The following is a 21,785-nucleotide window of genomic DNA, read 5'->3' as shown; positions in this document are numbered from 1 at the left end:
GGGGGGGGGGTACGCATTTTGGTGTATTATAGACAAGGTACTTCGAGTATTGCAGTTTTGCATAGTGCGTGTGAGCTGTGTGTATTGCGCACATCTCTCGCACATAGATGAGTTGATCGTGCATGCTTATGCAATAGGTTGGCGGTATTGCGTGAAAGCATGTAGCGTTTGTTTATTTTACGTATGCATACTGTACTAATGTATGGTACGTATGTGTGGGCTGGTTACGGCATATTGAGGCACAGTATGCGCTGCATTGAGATGGATTGGAATAAGGAGAATTGATGGTAGATCGTAGTAATTTGCATGGTAAATCACCAAAGAAAACGCTTCGTAAGGCTCATGCCGTGAAGCGTTCTCGTGCTCTGCGTACTGGTGTTGCAGGTGTTGCTGTCGCTTCGACTTTGGCTATGATGCTGCCGTCGGTTGTGGCTTCTGCGCTGCAACCTACTCAAAAAGATATTGTTAATGCGTCTAGTGCGACGCGAAAAATGGGCAAGGGTAGGCCTGATTCTGACGAATTGAACATGCAGCGTTGGGGCGCTGGCGTGCTGAACAAGAGTGTGCAGACTAAGCGGTTGGTGGATCTTGGTCGTAAGGCTATTGAGGAGGAGGCGCTTAGGGCTGCGTCTCTTCGTGAGTTGGCAAAATCCGGCGAGAGTGCTGATTCTCATAATGCTGATTCTCATAATGCTGGTGAGGTTGATGCGTCTGGTGCTGGGAAGCGCAATGATTTGGGATTGCGTGGCTCTGCTGCTGGCAAGTCTGCTTTGCTTGGAGCTGGTTTTAGCGGTTCAGATTTGACTGGTTTGCGCGAAGGTGAGCATGTTTCTGCTGATCATACTGCTTCGCGTGATAGTAGTGTGAGCGTACATTCACGTAGATCTGCTAAGGATGCTGGGGATAAGATTGTTCAGCGTACGCAAGAAGTGCAGAAGCCAGCGACGGAGAAATCTAGTAGTCAAATAAAGGATAAGATTCAGGGTTCTGCAGTGCAGCAGACCCAACCTAAGTCTGTGACCGATGCGGTAAGTGTGCCGGCAAATACGTCTGTGAGTGCGCCTGCGTCTGCTAAGCCGGCCGCGGCTGCGCCTGTTGCTGCGTCTGTTACTGCTCCTGCGCCTGCTGCTCCAGTAAATGTTGCCGATAATCATGTAGCGCAACCTGTTGCACCCGTTGTACCGGCTGTATCTGCTAAACCGGCCGCGGCTACGCCTGCTGCCGCTCCTGCTGTGAAGCCAGAAGTTTCAAAGCCGGCTGCTGAGAATACGACAGTTCCAAAGCCGGCAACTACGAATCAGCCCGAGGTAAAGCCAGCTGCGAAGACTCCGGTAGAGCCGCAGTCTGCACAACCAGCTAATAGCGCGCAGCCGTCTCAGCAGACGCAGGCGACGCAGCCAGTGGCTAAAACGGAGCCAGCAAATCCGCAGTCGTCTCAGCAGACGCAGACGCAGCCTGTTGCTGCAAAGCCAACAGAAGTAAAGCCGGACGTGAAGCCGGCAGAAACAAAGCAACCGGAAGTGGCTAAAGATGGTGACGCTAAGCCTGCTGAGGTTAAGCCAACTGAAAATAAACAGCCTGGAAATGCTGAAAGCGCGAAACCTGCAAGCGAGCAGAATACAAGCGCACAACCTTCAAGCACTCACGAAGAAAATACGAATACAGTAAGTGCTGCAAATGCGTCAAGGAGGCGTGTTCGTAGGTCTGTTGGGAGCGGCGATAGTGCTTCCGACGGGAGTAGTGTACCTACTACAACAACAAGCGCGCCTGCATCTCCTGCTGAACCTTCTGCAAATAATGCGCCTACATCTCCTGCTGTGACCCCTGCAGCTAATACAGTTACACCGTCTACTCCTGTAACTCCTGCAAGTACAGCATCTAATGCTGGTGCTGGAACTGCAGCGACCCCAAGTGCAGAAGGCAATGCCAATGCTCAAGGGGGGCAAGGTGCACAAGGTGCAGGCGAAGATAAAAACGGCACGCCTTCAACTACTTCATCGAACTCTGATTCACAGAATCGGTCTACTTCGAACAATCAGCCAACGACTTCACCTTCTTCTACTCCAAACGCTGGCACACCGAACACTGGCACACCGAACACTGGCACAACAACAACTAATACAGCAACTGATCCAAATAGCCAGGTAATTAAGCCGAATACGGATAATCCAACGGCTGGCAGCACCAGTGAAGCCAATGGTCAGGTACAAACCGACAAAAAGCCAAGAGCTACGTACAATTTGAAAATTCGCTACACGATTGGTGGTGCTGCGAATAAGCAACTTGTGCAGCCGTACGAGCTTACGATTGACGAAGACTTCTTAAATAATCTCGGCAAAAACGAAAAGTACGAATACATTGAGCTTCCAAAGGCTGCTGGATACCGCCCGTCCGTATATCACTCCGGTGATTACCAGTACTACGTTAAAAAAGTTGAGGGAAATAACAGCAAGTTCGTTATTGACGATGGCACGGATGCGGATGCTGTTCGCTACTTGCGTTTAAGCAAGAAGCTGATTACTGATTACGCTGTAAAGGAAAGGCCGGCTGTTGGGGGCAATAACGGCGCTCAAGCTCCGCAAGCCTCATCATCTCAAGCAACTACAAATCCGCAACCTTCGTCCTCTACGCAACCAAAAGCAGAAGATGGCATTCAGTACTATGGCGAGTTGAACATCAACTACGCTCCTAAAACAGCTAAGTACTATGTGCGTCACTTGGTGCAGAATCTCAAGGATAAGGATACGTTTGATGAAGCGCCTAATATTGGCAAGCCTATTGTTGTAGAACATAAAACTAAAGACAAGAATGGCAAAGTTACAACAACTTCAGAACTTATACACGTTACAGAGATTACGGGCACAGTTGGCTCGAATGTAACAGCTGTTTCAACGTATATTCCAGGCTACGAACCGGAGCATAATCTTATTAGCTCGCCGCTTTCGGATTCTGAAGACGAAAAAGACAAGCTAGTTTTGAACCTTCGCTACTACCGTAAAGCGTATGAAGTTACGTACGATTCTGCTGGCGGCACGGATGTTACTGCTCAAAAAGTGTATTATGGCCAGAAAGTGCCTGAGGTTCCAGAACCTACGTATCGTGGTCATCACTTCCTTGGGTGGGAGATAGTACAACCGGGGGATAATACTAATCTCTCGGGGGATAATAATAATCGCTCAAGTGCTTCTAATAGGTCTGTAACTAATGAAGCGCATAACTACATTATGCCAGATCACGATGTTAAGTTCCGCGCAGTTTGGGAAGCTAACAATACTACCAGCTACCGCGTGAACGTGTGGGTGCAGAAGGCAGATTTAGTTGACAAAGAGCATCCGAATTCGCTTGCAAACTACGACTTTGTTGGTCTTGTTGAGCGCCAGAATGTGCAAACAGACAGTGAAGTTGCGCTTGATAAGATGAATGACGCTGGCGTTGTTGATGATGCTAGTAAGCTTAATGGCGCAAGCGAAACTGATTATGTAAAGAACCCGGAGCTTGGCTTAACTAAAGAAGAGTTGCAAGGCAAAGATTCTAAACACGAAACTGGCTTAATTGCAAAGTTCAACTGGATGAACGATACGCATGTAACAGACTTAGACGGGTATGATACCACGAATCCTGGTGCCGAAAGCAATTACCTTAAAGATTCTAGCGGTAAGTATGTTACAGGTCCTATTGATGCTAAAACCCCTAATTGGGATAATAGAGTTTACAAGGACATATTCACGCGCTACTTCCACGTGAATAAGGATCTTACTAAAAAGCTTAACGATGAGCAACATGATTTTGTGCCGGGTCGTCCAGATTTAGGCAAACGTAGTAAATCGCAGCTTTGCGCGAACGACTTAAACAACACTCTTAACTTAGTTTACGATCGCAATACTTATGAGCTTATTTTTGCTAAGCCGGCTGGCGTAGATAATGGTGACAATGCTGCTATAAAAAGAAAAGATGAAAACGGCAAAACAACTATTTATTGCTATGCTGGCGGTGGCGGTTGCTCAGATAAGTATGTTGGTAAAGACAAGGATGAGCATGGCACTGAGATTAACCATAAAGGCTACCGCGTAAATGTTCGTTACGGTCAAAAGCTTACTGATATTTGGCCTGATGTAAATGAATTATATTTTAGTAAAGAGGGAGAAGGCTCTTTAGGGTGGCAGCTTGGATTTGCAGGGGTTGTAAAGTATCGTGACACTCCTCCGTATCGTTTTACTAAAGAAGAATTTGCTGACCCTCGTTGGCGTGCTGCTTTTAAAAAAAATCCAAAAGACAAAGTAATACCTAAAATTAGCGATGACCCTGAGCATAACCCTCAAGTTACACACGAGTTAAAAGATAATCAGCGTCTGCTTACTGCTGATAAAAGTAATCAAAGTCAGCCTATACAGGTGATTATTAGGAAGCAAAGTATTGCCTCTGCTAAAAAGGGTGGTGACATAAGCGAGGACGATTATGAGCTTTCTACCGATTCTTATAGCAAAGATGATACTCCTAGCGCTGACTATGATTATCCAGCTCCATCTATTGCTGGTTTTAATCCTGCTGATGGTTATGATACGGCAAGAGTTGGTGGTGCCCTTGATAAAGGAGACTTTGAAGAAAATCTGGAAGTGTGGTATAACGAATCTCATGCTCATGGGGATTGGGATGATTTAAGTGAGGATGAGCAGAAAGATTTTGCTAAAAAGTATCATTTAGCATTTCGAAAGTATAGGGGCGTTCCAGTAGATGAACAAGAAAATTATCACGGTGATGAACAAGAATTTGATGATAACAAACCACTTGAGTTTAGGTACGACCGCCAGAAGTACGCTGTGCAGTTTTATAATGCGGATGGCAATGCTATAAAGGACGGCAGTGACGCTGCTAAAGAAGAACTGCCGTTTGAGTATAGCTTGTCTAAGCGCGGCAAAAAAGATTTGACGGGCGAAGATGCAGACTTATACGGAAACGATACGTCTTACGATGCTTCTGTAACTAAAGACAATGCTGGCGATACGTCTAAGCAGTTCGATGGAAAGTACACTTTCAAGCTTAACGGCAAGACTTACTCCATCGTTCGCCCTGATAATTTGCCAGAAGACTACGTGTTTAAAGGATGGGCCGTTGATCAAGCCGGTATTCATCTTATAAATGGCAAGATAAATGACAATAGTGAAGGCGCTGAAGGCGACGGCAAAGCTAAAGGCGAAACTAAAGATTTTACAGTGCCAGTCAACGGCATTAAGCTTTACGCTGCGTGGGGTAAGCCAACTAATATTAAGCACACTGTAACGTTTGACTACCATATGCCGAAAACTGACGAAAACGGCAATGAAATAAGTGGCTCCGACGTAGTTAAAAAGTTGGAGTTCAATCACTACCATGTTATTGACGAAAAGAAGGACATAACCACTCCAACGCGCAAAGGCTACGATTTCTACGGCTGGGAAATTGACAAGAACGGCACAAAACTTCCGTACGCTTTCGGCAATAAAGTAGTCGAAGATATAAAGCTTGATGCAGTGTGGGTTAAGGATACTCGCTACAACGGTACTTTTAAGCACATATTCTTAAAGCCTGAGTACACGATTGCTGATTATAAGAATGCTACTGATGCTGCAGCCAAGGCCGCGATGGTGGATCACATTTCTACTCAAACGGTTTCCGGCTTGCGCGAGCATTTGCGCTACAATGCGGAAGCAGTCTACAGTGACGAAACGCACTTCCCAGATAAGCAGTTCACGAGCTTTGAAGCCTCGAAGGACGAGGATCAGAATACTGGCGAGTTTATTTACCAAACGTACAATACGCGCAAGTATAAGGTAAAGTATATTGATCAAGACGGCAAGGATCTTCTTCCAGAAAGCGAAGTCAGCTCTGTAAACAGAAAGTACGACGTAGCGTTCTACAAGCCGATTGAAGGCTTTATGCCGGAAACTACGCAGAATAGTTTTACTTATAAAACTGACGAATATGGCAAGCAGGATGTTAATGAGATTCCTGAAATCACCTTCAAATATAAAGACGTTCGCGTGCTTAAGCGCGAGAACGATGGTCAAGCTCGCCCAGATCACTACACGCGCTACGTGTTCAAAGTGGCTGATAACCAAAGCTCTATGGGCAGCGTTGTTGACTGGCAAGGAAACAATGTAGCTAACGGCTCTGCTCTTGTGTACGATGCAATTAAGGGCACGAAGGCATACCAGATGCCGCTTCCAACAGTAAAAGCGAAGCCTGGATATGAGTTTGATGTCTGGACTTCGCAAATCGGTTCGTCTGATGCTGGCTCTGCGACGCTTAAGTATGCTCCCGGCGTAAATCGTTTGCCGATTCGCTCCGAAGAGCAGAATAGCCCTGAAGTAATTTACACTGTTAAATTCAAGCTAAAAGCTCCTGTTGCAATCGATACTAAGGTTTTGAAGCCAACAGATGCTTTGAGTCTGGATGATAATTCAGCTAAAGAGCTTATAAAGAATGCTGATAAGTATCCAAGTAACGCTAAGTTCAGCTTTGCGCAAGGCGAAAGGTTTGACAGCACTCCAGGTTTGCACAAGATTAAAGTGCAAGTGAAGCTTGATGGAAACACTGCTGAAACTGAAGTGCTGTACCGCGTGCTGCCAGATTTGGTGTACAAAAGCGATTGGGAGAAGTTTAAGGCTACAGAGTACGGCAGCAAGCACGCTGACGACTACGTGCCGATTACCTTTACCGGTAAGAATGATGAAGGCACTATTATTGGTCACGATGGAGGTAATACTGGTTCTTCTACTAGCGGAATAACTACGCTTACTGCGTACGTTTATAAGGGTAAGGATGTTAGAATCCGCGTGCCGCAAGCCTTCGGCAATGATTACAGCGACCAGCATTACCACTACGTGTTTAAGGGTTGGGCGACGAAAGTTGTAGAACCGACTACTAGTACGCCTTCTTCTGGTACGACTTCTTCTAGCAATCCTTCTTCTGGTGCGCCGAAGCCAGAGGAGAAGAAGCAAGAGCAGACGTTTGACATAAATTCAAGCGACCGCTACGAGAATGTGAATTTGCAAGACGGCGTAACTTACCACGCTATTTACAAGCGAATCGACTACTTCTCGAGTTCGTCCGACAATGGAACAGTTCCAGAAGATTCTGTAATTGCAATCTTCAAGCCTGCACCAGGGCGATTGTGGAAGGACAAGACAAGCGGTCCTAAGGTGTTCTATGTGAAGAAGGGCACTGATCTTTCGAAAATTCCTTACACTGCTAACGATTCTACTAGTGCGTTGACGAGGCTTCAAGAAAACCTAACCAATGCTAAGGGAACTTGGAATCGAAGCAGTATGATTAATGGCAAAGAAGAAGTAACGCCTATAGATGATGTCTCGAATTGGAAAGTTGATAAACCATTCCAAGAGTTCGTGGCAGATCAAGAAGCTTGGCCAGAGCCAAAAGTGCAGACTGATTACTTGGTTGCTGTGCAAGATAAGGAAGATTCGCTTCCAAAGTTAACCGATTTTATAACTAATATGTCTGAACTCAAAGCAGAAGCTGCTTTGAAATATGATGCTGCTTTGAAAAAGGAAGTAGAAGACATAAAAGTCGAATACGATTTTCCAACTGAAGCTGAGAAAAATAAGTTCAAGCAGAAAATGCTTAAGAAGCCTGCTTTGTACACTGTTCCTTTGAAAGTGACAATCAAGTATAAGGATGCAGAAGATTACAAGACTTATAACCTTGTAGGACGCTTAAAGATAATCTATCAGCTGATGTATTCAGACAGCTTGCCGAAGGATGATACTCAGCCTGGTTCTGGTTCTCAGCAGACTGAGAACTCACCAGTTATTGGCAAATCCGGTGAGATTGATTTTGTTACAAAGAAGAATGGAAATTACGTTAAGGTAGAGTTTGAGAAGCCAGATGGTACTGAAGGTAGTTTTGAAGGCCGTGAAAAATATTACGTTTGGAAATCTGATGGGAAAGAAAGTGGTGTAAAACCACCTAATACGGGCGTAAAAGCTCCTCAAGTTACTGGCAAAAAGTACGATCAAAATAGCTTCCACTACGAGTTTCTTGGTTGGGAGATGGTTAAGGGCAGTACCGTGCCTGCAGCGCGTGCTAGCTTACCTGCAACTCCTTTGCCAATGTTAGCTCTGTTTGCAACTGCATCTGCACCTAACGCAACATCTCCTGCTGAAGAACGTTCTGTTAATACGGATAGCTCGCCAAATACAAAGCTTTACACTAAAGAACAAATTGCTACGATGCGGTTTACTGAAGACACTAAGTTTAGAGCTGTCTTTAGAAAAGTGGATAACGTGTTGAAGCCTGGCGGCAAAGAGAAAATTCCGGATAATTACGTGCCGTATGTCTTCTTACCAGGTTTTGGTAGAAGGTGGACTGACGGTACTTACAATCCGAAGGTGTTCTACTTCGATCCAAATAGTAAAAACTATTACGGTGACATTAAGAATAAAGCTGATACATTAGAAGAACAGCTTGTTGGTTTTGGTGGCTGGTCTATTTATGATGCTGCTGGTAAAAAATCCAATGCTCCGTCAAGTAATGATAATGAAAAGAAAACTCGCGTATATGTTGCAAACCAGGCGCATGTTGACGATGTGAACGCGTCGGATATTATTCTGAGTGTTGGCGACGGCATGCCTGGTCCTTATGGTCTTGTGCGCGGAAAGGATGCTGATTCGAACCCTAGTATTGTTGGTATGCAAGGTGCTGGCGTGAACAAAGCTGGCGAAGAAATTGCTAAGCCGGGTATTACCACGGTTGTAGTAAACGTTAGTCGCAGGAATGATAAGGGAGGAATTGATACTGTTCCGATTAAGGTACATATTCGCGTGCTTCCACAAGTGATTGCGGATCAAGATTTGCCAGAAAAAGGTACGAAGGAATATGAATTTATTGCTGAAAACTACACAAAGGTGACGTATGTAGCTGGCAATGGCGGAACCATGCGGTCGCCAATGCACACATACTGGGTGCGTAATGGCAAAGAGTCTGCAATAAAGGATTACATTCCAGATGTGCTTGCAAATGCTGGCTATGTGTTTAAGGATTGGTCGTCTGAGACGATCGAAAAGCCAGTAGCTCCAGCAGATCAGCATAAAGCTACTAGTAAAGAGCGTATAGCTTTGTCTCGAATGGCAATTATGGATGGTATGCCATATATGGCTAAGCTGATTCGTAATTCCCATAACTCTACGCTTGTGGCTTTGCAAAATCTGTTAGAAGAAGCGCGAAAGGAACATAAGGAGCAAATCTACAATGACTACGTTGCTCAGCGTGAAGCATTAGCTAAGGCTGCTGAAGATAAGGGTTATAGTGATCTAGCTGATGAAATTCGTAACTCTAATGATTTCTTGCAAAATATTAGGGAAAAGCTTCGTAAAGAGCACAGTGATGTTTACAAAGCTGCTGAGACTGAGCGTATAAAGGCTTTGCTTGTAAAACTTGCTAATGATGCTGGAAAGCGATGGATTGTCAAGCAAATTTCCAATTCCAAGAATTCTTCAATAGAAGCGTTGGAGAATTTAGCGCGAGAAGCTGGAATAGATTTGAGACATGCTGATCTAGGGAATGAAATTGACAGTGATGCTTTTGACGAACAGCGAGAAGCGCTTGTAAAACTTGCTGAAGATGCTGGAAAGCCATGGATTGCCAAGCAAATCTCCAATTCCAAGAATTCTTCAATAGAAGCGTTGAAGAATTTGGCGCGAGAAGCTGGAATAGATTTGAGTAATATTAATCTCAATATTGAGATTAATAGGGAGGCTTTTGAAAATAAGCGAGAAGTGCTTGCTGAGCTTGCTGATGAAGCAGGTAATCCAACACTTGCAGCGAAGATTCGTGGAAATCGTGAAGCCAATTTTGCGCAGTTGAAGCAGCTTTTGCGTGATGCTGGCGTAAATCCAGAGATTTCGCTTCCAAAGTCTCAATCAACGAGCGAAACCATTATTACTGCAAACTTCGAGAAGATGAAGAAGATGAAGTTCAAGTTTAGTGGTTCTGTTCGCGAGGGTGTTTTCACGAACTTTAGTTTGCAAGCTATTAGTCAGTTGCTTACTAAAGGCTTAACTTCTGTAAACGGCATTAGCGCAGACTGCAATGGCACTGCATGCACAATTTCCGGCACTCCGAAGATTGTGAATGGCAAGCCAAAAGTTGAGCTAACGTTTACTACTACCGACGAGTACGGTCGCGAAGCGGAAGTTACTATGGAAATTGATGTGATTCCTGAGCCTGAGCCAGCGCCAACGCCTGAACCAGCGCCGGAACCGCAGCCAACGCCAACTCCGGAGCCAACCCCAGAAGAAGATGAGACGCCAGATTGGGACTTCGACATCGATTTGGATGATGAGCCAACGCCAGATCAGGGATCTTGTGTGAATCCTGAGCCGTGCGAGTGCCCGCTTCCAGGCGCAAATGCCTTGCCGAAAGATTCAGTCACGACGCCAGATTCGGAAGCAAAGCCGGAGTCGGAAGCAAAGCCGGAGCCGAAGCTCGCCAACACTGGTAGCGACACAACTGCCGCAATGGCAGCTACCGCATGGTCCGCAGCGCTCGCCGCACTCGGTATTTCCATAACAAAAACTGGTAAGCACCATCGCAAGCGTCGGTCTAAAGAAAGCTAATCGAGAAAGCTAACCGAGAAAGCTAATCGACGTGAGTCGAGGGTGGTGACTAGAATCGCAAAGGTTCCGGTTCACGCTAAGCTATTGGGGCTTTGCGACCCGGGTCGCCCGAATTCCATAGGAGACATTATGAAGCAGGGTATTCATCCCGACTATCACGCAGTGCAGGTTACCTGCTCTTGCGGAGACACTTTTGTAACCCGTTCCACCGCTGATGGAGATCACATGACGGTTGACGTGTGCTCAAAGTGCCACCCATTCTATACCGGCAAGCAGAAGATTCTCGACACCGGCGGCCGCGTGGCTCGCTTCGAGAAGCGCTACGGTAAGAAGACTAAGTAGCTTTTGTGACGCCAGCCCTGCTTTCGTGTAACTCGCGGAATCGGGGCTGGCGTTTTGTGTGCTCAATTAAATACTTTCAACTTAAGGAATATGATGGCTGAGTCAGTAGAGGAACAATTCCCGGCAGCAGTTACCGCGTTAGAAGAATACCGCGATATTGAAAGTCGTATGGGAAGCCCGGAAGTTGCGTCAAATCCGGACGCCATTCGCAAACTCGGCCGTAGGCACGCAGAACTCGGCTCAATCGTAAACGCTTACCTCAACTACAAGCAGCTTTGCGACGACTTCGAAGCAGCAAACGAAATGGCAAGCGACGACCCAGATTTCGCTGAAGAAGCTAAGCGTTTAGAAGCGCAACTTCCAGCAGCAAAAGAAAAGCTTCGCACGGCACTGATCCCTAGGGATCCGGACGACGCGCGCGATATGATTATGGAAATTAAAGCTGGCACGGGCGGCGAGGAAGCGGCTCTATTTGCTGGCGATCTATTGCGTATGTACATGCGCTACGCAGAAAAGCGCGGCTGGACTACCGTAATCCAAAGCGAAAATTCAACTGAACTTGGCGGCGTAAAAGACGTGCAGCTTGCGATTCGTGCAAAAGGCACGCCTGCTCCAGAAGACGGCGTGTGGGCAAGCATGAAGTATGAGGGTGGAGTTCACCGCGTGCAGCGCATCCCAGTTACGGAATCGCAGGGGCGCATACAAACTTCCGCAGCCGGCGTAATCGTGTTCCCAGAAGCAGACGAAGATGACGACGAAATCGAAATCGATCCAAAAGATCTGAAAATCGACATTTTCATGAGCTCCGGCCCTGGCGGACAGTCCGTGAACACTACTTATTCCGCAGTTCGCATGACGCATATTCCAACCGGCATTGTGGTGAGCATGCAAGACGAAAAGTCGCAGATTCAAAACCGTGCGGCAGCACTTCGCGTGTTAAAGTCGCGTTTGCTTGCCATGAAGCACGAGCAGGAGGCTCAGGAGGCGGCGGATATGCGCCACTCGCAGGTGCGTTCTCTCGACCGCTCTGAGCGAATCCGCACGTACAATTTCCCAGAAAATCGTATTGTGGATCATCGCACGAACTACAAAGCTTACAATCTTGACCAGGTGCTTAACGGCGACTTGCAGCCGGTTATCGACAGCGATATTCAAGCAGATGAAGCCGACCGCTTAGCGCAAGCCAAGTAAGTAGCCAAGTACGTTAAGTAAGTAACTTAAGTAAGTAACTTAAGTAAGTAACTTAAGTAAGTAAGTTAAGTAAGTAAGTTAAGTAAGTAAGTTAAGTAAACTAAATAAAATTTCCAAACGGTTCTTAAAATGCGCGAACTTTTGCAAAATGCTATTGCGCGTCTTCGTAAAGCAGGCGTGGAGTCGGCGGAATACGACGCGCGTTTGCTGCTGGCTAAGGCGTGCGGCGTGAGCTTAGCTGAGCTGAACAAGGCGCTAATACTTGGCGATTTAGGTGATTTTTCGCCTGATTATGCTGGCAAATATAGTGATTTTGTAACTAGGCGTGCTTCAAGAGAGCCGTTGCAGCATATTGTTGGTCGCGCGCCTTTTCGCTACTTGGATTTGCAGGTTGGAAAAGGCGTTTTTGTGCCGCGGCTCGAAACAGAAGTTGTTGTTGAAGCTGGATTGGATTGGTTGCGAGAATCTGGTATTAGCAAGCCCACGGTAGTTGATTTATGCGCAGGTTCGGGAGCGATTGGATTGTCGGTGGTGACGGAAGTTGCGGACGCGCAAGTGTGGGCTGTAGAAAAATCTCCCGAAGCCTTCCAATATTTGCGAAAAAATTTTGAAGAAACTGCAAAAAAGCAGGAAAATCTGCAGATTCCCAGTCGCTATCACGCTGTGCTTGCAGACGCAACCAAAGCGCATATTTCGGATTTAACGCCGGAACTCGCGCAAATTTGCGGCAAAGTAGACTTAGTAATCACGAATCCTCCATACGTGCCGGAAAATCAGGTGCCGGAACAGGTTGAGGTGCGAGAATACGATCCGCCGGTTGCGTTGTACGGCGGTTCTGTGGACGGCTTGCGTATTCCGGAGCAAATTATGCGCGCGGCTTTTGCGCTGCTTCGTTGCGGGGGAGCGATGGTGATGGAGCACGATATTTCGCAAGGTGAGGCGCTTGCAGATTATGCAAAAAACATAGGATTTATCAGCGCAAAAGTCAAAAACGATTTAACAAACAGAGCAAGATTTGTAATATGCGAAAAAGAGGCAAAAAATGAGCAAAATTTGCAATATTAGCGAAGAATCACTGCAAATGGCAGCGCAAATTATTAACGAAGGCGGCGTAATCGTAGTGCCGACCGACACCGTTTACGGCGTGGCTTGCGACCCGTTCAATGAAGCCGCGGTTGCCAAAATTTACGAACTTAAGCGCAGGCCGCGCACAAAGGCGCTGCAAATTTTAATGAGCGGAGTGGGGGACTTAGAAAAACTTGGGCTGTATTTGCCGTCTCCGCTGGATATTTTAGCTAAAAAGTTCCTTCCGGGCGGATATTCTCCGATTGCGCGCGCGAAAAAAGGTTCGATTGCTTCAAATCTTGCAACGCTGTGCAAAATGAATGAAAACGATGCGCAAAACGATGCGCAAACTGATGCGCAAACTCAAGAAACTGAAGCAACTCAAGGCGTGCGTGTGCCGGATTGCCCGGAATTAATGCAAATTTTGCGCGTTACCGGCCCTTTGGCTGCTTCTAGCGCGAATCGCAGTGGTAACGAAAGTGCAGACAGCGTGGAAGAAGCGTTTGCGGCTTTCGGCAACGAAATTCCGCTGTATTTGAACGCGGGGCCAACTCGCTCGCATGTGGCAAGCACGGTAGTTGGCGCGGATTCAAACGACGAAGACGGCATCGTGATTTTGCGTGAAGGCGTGATTTCGGAAGGTGAAATCCGCGAGGCTTTGCGAAAGTAACGAAAGTAGCGAAAGTTGCGAAAGTAGCGAAAATAATTTACTAATTTTGCGGTACCGTCAAATCGATACAATCAAATAAAGTCAAGCGAATATCAAAATAGCAGAAAGACATAGCCGATGAGGGTATACCTATTTATCGCCGCAATTGCAGGTGGAGCAACGTGGCTGATTACGCCGCTTGTGCGCCATCTTGCGATTCAAGTGGGAGCCGTCGGCAAAGTTCGCGCGCGCGACGTGCACACGATTCCTACTCCACGAATGGGCGGGGTGGGTATGCTTTTTGGTTTCGCAGTCGCCATGGCTTTCGCAAGCTCAATGCCCTTTATTTCCGGGCTTTTTGCTGGAACTCACCAGCCGTGGGTGGTGCTCGCCGGAGCAGTCATGATATGCCTGCTTGGGGTATGCGACGATATTTGGGATTTAGACTGGATGCTTAAACTCGCCGGCCAGCTGCTTATAGCCGTGTTCGTTGCGTGGGGAGGGCTGCAAATCGTAACTTTGCCGCTCGGCTCCCTCGTAACGGCCTCGCCAAGCGTGTCAATCGCCATAACCGCCATACTTATCGTGGCATCAATTAACGCAGTAAATTTCGTGGACGGACTCGACGGCCTCGCTTCCGGAATCGTAGCAATCGGCGGCATCGCCTTCGCAACCTACTCCTACATGCTCGCGCGCACGTCGCCATCCTACGCATCAATGGCAACGCTTATAGACGTTGCAATGGTGGGAATGTGCGTCGGCTTTATTTTGCACAATTGGCATCCTGCGAAACTTTTTATGGGCGACTCCGGCTCCATGCTAATCGGCTACTTGATTACGTGCGCGTCAATTATTATGACCGGCCATTTGGATCCTTCTGCCGTGCACACCAGCATTTATTTGCCTGTGTTTATGCCGATTCTGCTGCCGATTTTGGTGCTGTTCCTGCCGGTTCTCGATATGTGCCTGGCGATTACGCGGCGCGTTGCCAAAGGTCAGTCGCCAATGCACCCGGACCGCATGCACTTGCATCACCGCATGCTGCGCATCGGACATTCCGTGCAAGGTGCGGTGCTGATTTTATGGGGATGGGCGGCGCTGATTGCGTTTGGCTCTATTATGATTCTGTTCTTTAAGGCTATGTACGTTTTGATTGGCATGATTGTTGCTGCTGCGCTGCTTACTGTGCTCACAATGCTGCCGTACTTGCGCCGTCGTCTGCCCGAGCTTCGCAATTCGTAGCAACTGCGTAATTTTGTTTTTCTTGGTGTGGCGCGAGTTTTCAACATTTTCTTTACACGCTTGTATAGTAACTGTCGCTTTTTGGCGAGATTCCGTTAGTTTCTTTACAAGCACAAGCGTCCGAGTTAAGTGCGAAAAATCTCAAATCTCACCACACGAATATTTGTGAATCTAGAGCAACGCAATTAAAAATTTTATTGGTATGTCGGAGTTTCGGCAAACGTCATAGCGAAAACGTATAGTAACCCTATGGCTACAACTGATATGAACACGGAATCCGTGTATGCTCCTGTTCCACCAATTTTCGAGAAGCTCGGTCTCGCTTACGACGACGTGCTGCTGCTTCCAAACGAAACTGATGTTATCCCGTCCGAAGTGGACACTTCCACTCGTCTGACTCGCGAAATTACCATGAAAGTGCCGACTATTTCGGCAGCTATGGATACTGTTACCGAGTCCGATATGGCTATTGCCATGGCGCGTAACGGCGGTATTGGCGTACTTCACCGCAATCTTTCTATTGATGATCAAGCTGCGCAGGTTGATATTGTTAAGCGCAGCGAGTCGGGCATGATTACCGACCCACTTACTGTTCACCCAGACGCAACGCTCGCAGATTTAGATAAATTGTGCGGGCGTTTCCATATTTCGGGTTTGCCGGTAGTAGATAGTGAAAATCGTTTAGTTGGTATTATTACCAACCGCGATATGCGTTTTATTGCTTCCGAAGATTACGACCGCTTGAAGGTGAAGGACGTGATGACTCGCGAAAATCTCGTCACTGGTCCTTCCGATATTTCCAAAGAGGATGCTCACCGCTTGCTTGCGGATAATAAGATTGAAAAGTTGCCTTTGGTTGATGCCGAAGGTAAGCTTACGGGCTTGATTACTGTTAAGGACTTTGTGAAGACTGAGCAGTATCCGGATGCTACTAAGGATGATCAGGGCCGCTTGCGTGTGGCTGCTGGCATTGGCTTCCTTGGAGATGCTTGGCAGCGTGCGTGCGCGCTTATGGAAGCTGGCGTCGACGTGCTCGTAGTTGATACCGCAAACGGCGAGGCTCGCTTGGCTCTCGACATGATTCGCAGAATTAAGGCAGATAAGGCTTTCGATGGCGTGCAGATTATTGGTGGCAATATCGCCACTCGTCAGGGCGCGCAAGCCATGATTGACGCTGGCGTCGACGCTGTAAAGGTTGGCGTTGGCCCAGGTTCTATTTGCACCACGCGCGTTGTTGCTGGCGTTGGTGTGCCTCAGCTTACCGCGGTTTACGACGCAGCTCAGGCTTGCAAGGCTGCTGGCGTTCCGTGCATTGCTGACGGCGGTATTCACTATTCCGGCGATATTGCTAAGGCTTTGGTTGCGGGCGCGGACACCGTTATGCTCGGCGGCACTTTGGCCGGCTGTGAGGAAGCTCCAGGCGAGAAGGTTCTTCTTCACGGCAAGCAGTACAAGCTTTACCGTGGCATGGGCTCGCTTGGCGCAATGGCTCCTCGCGGTAAGAAGTCTTATTCTAAGGATCGCTACTTCCAGGCAGACGTTACCAGCTCCGACAAGGTGGTTCCAGAAGGCGTTGAAGGCGAAGTTCCATATCGCGGTCCACTTAACGCTGTTCTCTACCAGCTTCTCGGCGGCTTGCACCAGTCCATGTTCTACGTTGGTGCGCACAATATTAAGGAAATGCAGGAGCGTGGCCGCTTTATTCGCATTACGGATGCTGGCCTTCGCGAATCGCATCCTCACGATATTGTGATGACTGCAGAAGCGCCAAACTACAGCGGTTTCCACAACTAAATTGCGTATAAGTCGCGTATAAGTCGCGTATAAATCGCAACTATCTTAAACGGCGAAAAGTTACGCAAGTTACCTACAACTTGCCAGCTTTTCGTCGTTTTTAATACGCGCCTCGTCTGTACGAAGATGTAGGCTGATGGGTTCGAAAAAATATTAGGAAAGGAACGAAAATGGCTGAAGCTAAGGAAGATCTTACGTTTACGCCGGAAGAATCGCGCTTAATTTGGATTGATTGCGAAATGACAGGCCTCGATATTTTCCACGACGAATTATGCGAAGTATCTGTAGTTCCAACCGACTTTAATCTGAAAGTTCTTGACGACGGCATTGATTTAGTGATTAAGCCAAGCGAAGCTGCTGTGGCTCACATGAACGATTTTGTGCGCAATATGCACACTTCTTCCGGACTTGTTGACGAGTGGAATAAGAACGGTTTACCTTTGGAAGAAGCGCAAAAGCAGGTAGTTGAGTACGTAAAGCGCTTCCTGCCAGCTCGCGGAAAAGCGCATCTTGCTGGAAACTCAGTTGGTTCCGACAAAAAGTTCCTCGACCGTTACATGCCAGATTTAATGGCAAACCTGCACTACCGCGTAATCGACGTGAGCACGTTGAAGGAGATTTCGCGCAGACTGTACCCGGACGTTTACCGCAATAAGCCGGCAAAACACGGTGGTCACCGCGCGCTCGCGGATATTATTGAGTCGATTGATGAGCTTCGTTACTACCGCGGTATGATGTTCGTGCCAGCTCCAGGACCAAGCGAGGCACAGGCAAAGGCGGGTGCGCAGCATATTGAAAGTACGAGCTTACTTCGCGACTACGAGCGTCGTGGAGAAGCGTTAGAGGACGTAAATTCCGCAGAAAAGCGCGACTACTAAAAACAGCACAAGGTACTGCCAATGAAACAATCCGAAGCCCTATCAATAATTGCCGCCGGCTCAAGCGCGTTCATCACCGGCGCCCCGGGTTCCGGCAAAACTTATGTATTAAACGAAGCTATTCGCGCAATGCGAAAAGACGGTTTAAGCGTGGCAGTAACTGCTTCTACAGGCATTGCGGCAACTCATTTGAACGGTCAAACCATTCACTCATGGAGCGGAACCGGGGTGGCAAATGCACTTACCGCAAGCCTGCTGAAAACTATTCGATCGCGGCGAGGAAAGCGCATAAAAGCTACGGACGTGCTCGTGCTGGACGAAGTTTCCATGATTCACGCGTGGCTTTTTGACATGGTTGACGAAGTGTGCCGGAAGGTGCGCAAAAATCCAGCGCCTTTCGGTGGACTTCAAGTAGTTATTTCAGGTGACTTCTTCCAACTGCCGCCGGTTAGCACTTCTATGCGAAATCGGGACGTGTTCGAACCAAGCCCTGAGTTTATTGAGTCGCGCGAAAAGTATGCTGCCGCCGGCAAAAATCCGGAAGGCTATATTACGGAATCCTTTGCGTGGGACGCGTTGAAGCCTGTTGTGTGCTATTTGACAGAGCAACATCGTCAGGACGACGGCAAGTTACTTGACGTTTTAACGGATATTCGTTGCGGTTGCGTAAGTGAAGACGATAAGCAAGTGCTTGCTGGCAGGCTTGGCGAATATCCTCAAGACGACGAAGTTGCGGTGCATCTTTTCCCTACTAACTCGCAGGCTGACGGCCTGAATAATACTAAACTTGCGGCAATAGACGCTGAATCTCACGAGTTTGTAGCAACGGAAGCCGGGCCTAAAAATCTTGTTGAACGCTTAAAGAAGAATATGCTCGCTCCGGAACGTTTAGTTTTGAAGGCCGGAGCTGCTGTGATGGCGTTGCGTAACGACCAAGATCGGCAGTATGTGAACGGTTCGGTTGGACGCGTGTTGCGTTTTGCTCCTGAATCTAAGGGCGGCTGGCCGATTGTTGAGTTTGAAAACGGCAATATTGTGACTCTTAAGCCGGCTGCTTGGGAAATGACGGACGGCGAAACGGTGCTTGCAAGCGTGAATCAAGTGCCGCTTAGGTGCGCGTGGGGAATTACGATTCATAAGTCGCAAGGTATGACGCTCGATGCTGCGGTAATGGATTTGCGTAGGACTTTCGCTCCCGGAATGGGATATGTGGCGCTTTCGCGCGTGGAAAATTTGGGCGGGCTTTACTTAGAGGGTATTAACGATCGCGCGTTTAGTGTTTCTGCTGACGCTGTGCTGCTTGACGGATCCTTGCGTGAGGCTTCAAAGCGTGCGAGTGAGCTGCTTGCTGACGACGGAGCAGCTGCTTTCGTAACGAATACTGCGGAAGCCGATTCTGCGGATCAGCAGGAGTTCGATATTTTTGCCAGCGGTAGCAGCGTTGGCAGCGGTAGTAGCGAAGAGGACGAATTTTCTTTCGACGACGAGTTTTAGTGCGATTTTTTGTGGAACATTCTCCGGAGATTTTTCTCCGGCGTTTGTTGTTGTTTTGGCCTTTTTTTGGAACATTTGCCGGAAAAACTCCGGCGTTTGTTGCTGTTTTGGCTGGTGTTTGGAACATTTGCGGGAGATTTTCCGGCGTTTGTTGTTGTTTTGGCTGGTTTTTGGAACATTTGCCGGAAAAACTCCAGCATTTGTTGTTGTTTTGGCTTATTTGTTGATGCGCGTAAACAAATGTTTATGTCCTCATGCACAAATAGATTGGAACGCATGAATTCCAATGTACTTCGTATGTCTCAGCTGTTCCTTCGTACGCTGCGCGAGGATCCTGCAGACGCGGACGTGACTTCCGCAAAACTTATGCAGCGCGCAGGCTATATTCGCAAATCCGCTCCAGGCGTGTGGACCTGGCTTCCGCTCGGACTTAAGGTTTTGAACAAAGTTCAGGCAATTATTCGCGACGAAATTAACGGCATCGGTGCTCAGGAAGTTCACTTCCCGGCGCTTCTTCCGCGCGAGCCTTACGAGGCTACCAACCGTTGGGAAGAATACGGCGACAACATTTTCCGCCTTAAGGATCGCCATGAGGCTGACTACCTTCTTGCTCCAACGCATGAAGAAGTTTTTACGCTCCTTGTTAAGGATATGTATTCTTCTTACAAGGATTTGCCTGTTACTTTGTATCAGATTCAAACGAAGTATCGCGACGAATTCCGTCCTCGCGCAGGCCTTATCCGCGGACGCGAGTTTATTATGCAGGATGCTTATTCGTTCTCGATTGACGAAGATGGTTTGAAGTCGGCTTACGTTGAGGAGCGTGCTGCTTACGCTCGTATTTTCGACCGTTTGGGCATTAAATACGTGATTGTTCACGCTGTTTCCGGCCCTATGGGTGGCTCTGATTCTGAAGAATTCCTTGCTCCTATGCCGATTGGTGAGGATACTTTTGCGCTCGCACCTTCCGGAAAAGCTTGGAATGTTGAGGCTTTAACCACTCCAGAAGTTGCGGACGTGGACTGCTCAGCAACTCCAGCAATGGAAGCTCTCGAAACTCCAGACGCTAAGACAATTGAGGCTTTGGTTAAGGTTTCTAACGATTTGCATCCTCGAGAGGACGGCCGCGATTGGCAAGCAAGCGATACTTTGAAGAACTTGATTATTGCTGTTAAGCATCCGGCTGATGCTGAAGGTGGCGAGCATGAGGAGCCTTGGCGCGAAATCGTGGCTATTGGTATTCCGGGTGATCGTCAGGTAGATATGAAGCGTCTTGAAGCTCAGTTTGCTCCAGCAGAAATTGAAGAAGCAACCGAGGATGATTTAAAGGCGCATCCTGAGTTTGTTAAGGGCTATATTGGCGCTCGTGTGCTCGGTCCGCAGGCACGCAAAGATGGCAGCAAAATTGCTTGCCCAGTTCGTTACTTGATGGATGCTCACGTTGCAAAGGGCAGTGAGTGGATTACAGGAGCCGACGAAGAAGGAAAGCACGTGTACCATGCTGTCTACGGCCGCGATTTTGAGGCGGACGGCGTTGTTGAGGCAGCTCAAGTGCGCGACGGCGACATGAGCCCAGACGGTTCCGGACCGCTTAGTTTCGAGCGCGGCGTGGAAATTGGTCAGGTGTTCCAGCTCGGCTTAAAGTACTCCAAGGCTTTGGGCTTAAGCGTTCTTAACGAAAACGGTAAAGCTGTGCCAGTGTGGATGGGTTGCTACGGTATTGGCGTGAGCCGCGTAATCGCTTGCCTTGCGGAAACGCATCACGACGACGCTGGTCTCGCATGGCCAATGGCAATTGCTCCAGCTCAAGTTCACGTTGTTGCAACCGGCAAGGATCAGGTTGCTTTCGACGCTGCTGAAAAGGTTGTTGAAGAACTCAGCAAGCAGGGCATCGAAGTAATCTTTGACGACCGTCCAAAGGTTTCTCCAGGCGTAAAGTTCAAAGATGCAGAGCTTGTTGGCGTGCCGATTATTGCAGTTGCAGGACGCGACACCGTGAACAATGGCACGATTGAAATCCGTGATCGCAACGGTTCCAACGTCGAAGCAGTTCCAGTTGACGAAGCTGCAAGCCGCATCGCTGATCGAGTAAACGCTTTGCTTGCGTAACGCTTTGCTTTCGTAACAACTTTCTTTCGTAATTTGCCGCCAGGAATATCACTATTCTTGGTGGCATTTTATTCTTTGCTGTGGCGCGAGTTTTGGGGGATTTCTCTCCTCGAACGTCCCGTCCTTCGTCGCTCTGACTGTTAGAGGCTTTTTATGTCTGCTTTGTTCTTTAAAGAATGTTGCTTCCTCAGTCCTCTTTTAGTTCTCGTAGAGAAATCCCCCAAACTCTGCGTGTTTGATCGTTAATAACCGTGTTTTATCGCAGAGATTTTTCGATTTTTCTTCTTCGCTCGGCTTGTCAGTAGCCTTCGGCTCTGCGCGACGACCTGCCGAAGCGCTTGAAGCGTAGCGCGCGAAGGCAACTCGGAGCGGAGACTCGCTTAAGTTGGAAGTCCAGTGGACTTCCAACGC

General features: G+C 47.9%; 11 protein-coding genes. 10 read left to right on the top strand and 1 reads right to left on the bottom strand.

Translation table 11 applies throughout. The features are described 5' to 3' along the window. Window positions 1–284 precede the first annotated feature (284 nt). From AXE77_RS02385 to AXE77_RS02345, 9 genes are all read left to right on the top strand, one after another. Window positions 285–10,610: an InlB B-repeat-containing protein gene (locus AXE77_RS02385; RefSeq protein ID WP_240612620.1), complete on the top strand. Its 10,326-nt coding sequence runs from the start codon at window positions 285–287 to the stop codon at window positions 10,608–10,610. Between the two features lie 129 nt (window positions 10,611–10,739). Continuing rightward, entirely contained in the window at window positions 10,740–10,952 is a 213-nt protein-coding gene (rpmE, locus tag AXE77_RS02380; protein WP_004113085.1) for a 50S ribosomal protein L31, read from the top strand. A gap of 93 nt (window positions 10,953–11,045) precedes the next feature. Further along, window positions 11,046–12,143 (top strand): peptide chain release factor 1, encoded by a 1,098-nt coding sequence (gene prfA, locus AXE77_RS02375; protein ID WP_116711939.1) that lies wholly within the window; start codon window positions 11,046–11,048, stop codon window positions 12,141–12,143. A 129-nt stretch (window positions 12,144–12,272) separates the two neighbouring features. Beyond that, the gene (prmC, locus tag AXE77_RS02370; RefSeq protein WP_116711938.1) at window positions 12,273–13,208 is read left to right on the top strand and encodes a peptide chain release factor N(5)-glutamine methyltransferase; all 936 of its coding nucleotides are present in this window, start codon (window positions 12,273–12,275) and stop codon (window positions 13,206–13,208) included. Then, a complete protein-coding gene (locus AXE77_RS02365) occupies window positions 13,186–13,878 on the top strand; it encodes an L-threonylcarbamoyladenylate synthase (RefSeq protein WP_116711937.1) in 693 nt (230 codons plus the stop codon). Before prmC ends, AXE77_RS02365 begins: the two co-directional genes overlap by 23 nt. Window positions 13,879–13,995: 117 nt before the next feature. Next, entirely contained in the window at window positions 13,996–15,099 is a 1,104-nt protein-coding gene (locus AXE77_RS02360; protein WP_116711936.1) for an MraY family glycosyltransferase, read from the top strand. Window positions 15,100–15,348: 249 nt separating this feature from the next. Then, the gene (guaB, locus tag AXE77_RS02355) at window positions 15,349–16,893 is read left to right on the top strand and encodes an IMP dehydrogenase (RefSeq protein WP_116711935.1); all 1,545 of its coding nucleotides are present in this window, start codon (window positions 15,349–15,351) and stop codon (window positions 16,891–16,893) included. Between the two features lie 170 nt (window positions 16,894–17,063). Continuing rightward, window positions 17,064–17,771 (top strand): oligoribonuclease, encoded by a 708-nt coding sequence (gene orn, locus AXE77_RS02350; protein ID WP_116711934.1) that lies wholly within the window; start codon window positions 17,064–17,066, stop codon window positions 17,769–17,771. Between the two features lie 21 nt (window positions 17,772–17,792). After that, window positions 17,793–19,265 (top strand): PIF1 family DEAD/DEAH box helicase, encoded by a 1,473-nt coding sequence (locus AXE77_RS02345; RefSeq protein ID WP_116711933.1) that lies wholly within the window; start codon window positions 17,793–17,795, stop codon window positions 19,263–19,265. Here the strand turns inward: AXE77_RS02345 and AXE77_RS06615 are convergent. Then, entirely contained in the window at window positions 19,262–19,543 is a 282-nt protein-coding gene (locus tag AXE77_RS06615) for a hypothetical protein (protein WP_116711932.1), read from the bottom strand. The two genes, AXE77_RS02345 and AXE77_RS06615, sit on opposite strands and share 4 nt — an antisense overlap. On the opposite strand from AXE77_RS06615, the gene AXE77_RS02335 reads away from it, so the two are divergent. Beyond that, a complete protein-coding gene (locus AXE77_RS02335) occupies window positions 19,542–21,374 on the top strand; it encodes a proline--tRNA ligase (RefSeq protein WP_165846029.1) in 1,833 nt (610 codons plus the stop codon). The genes AXE77_RS06615 and AXE77_RS02335 overlap by 2 nt on opposite strands. Window positions 21,375–21,785: the final 411 nt, after the last annotated feature.

This window comes from Gardnerella massiliensis, assembly GCF_003408845.1.
Lineage (GTDB): Bacteria > Actinomycetota > Actinomycetes > Actinomycetales > Bifidobacteriaceae > Bifidobacterium > Bifidobacterium vaginale_H.
This window is presented reverse-complemented; position numbering and strand designations above follow the sequence as displayed.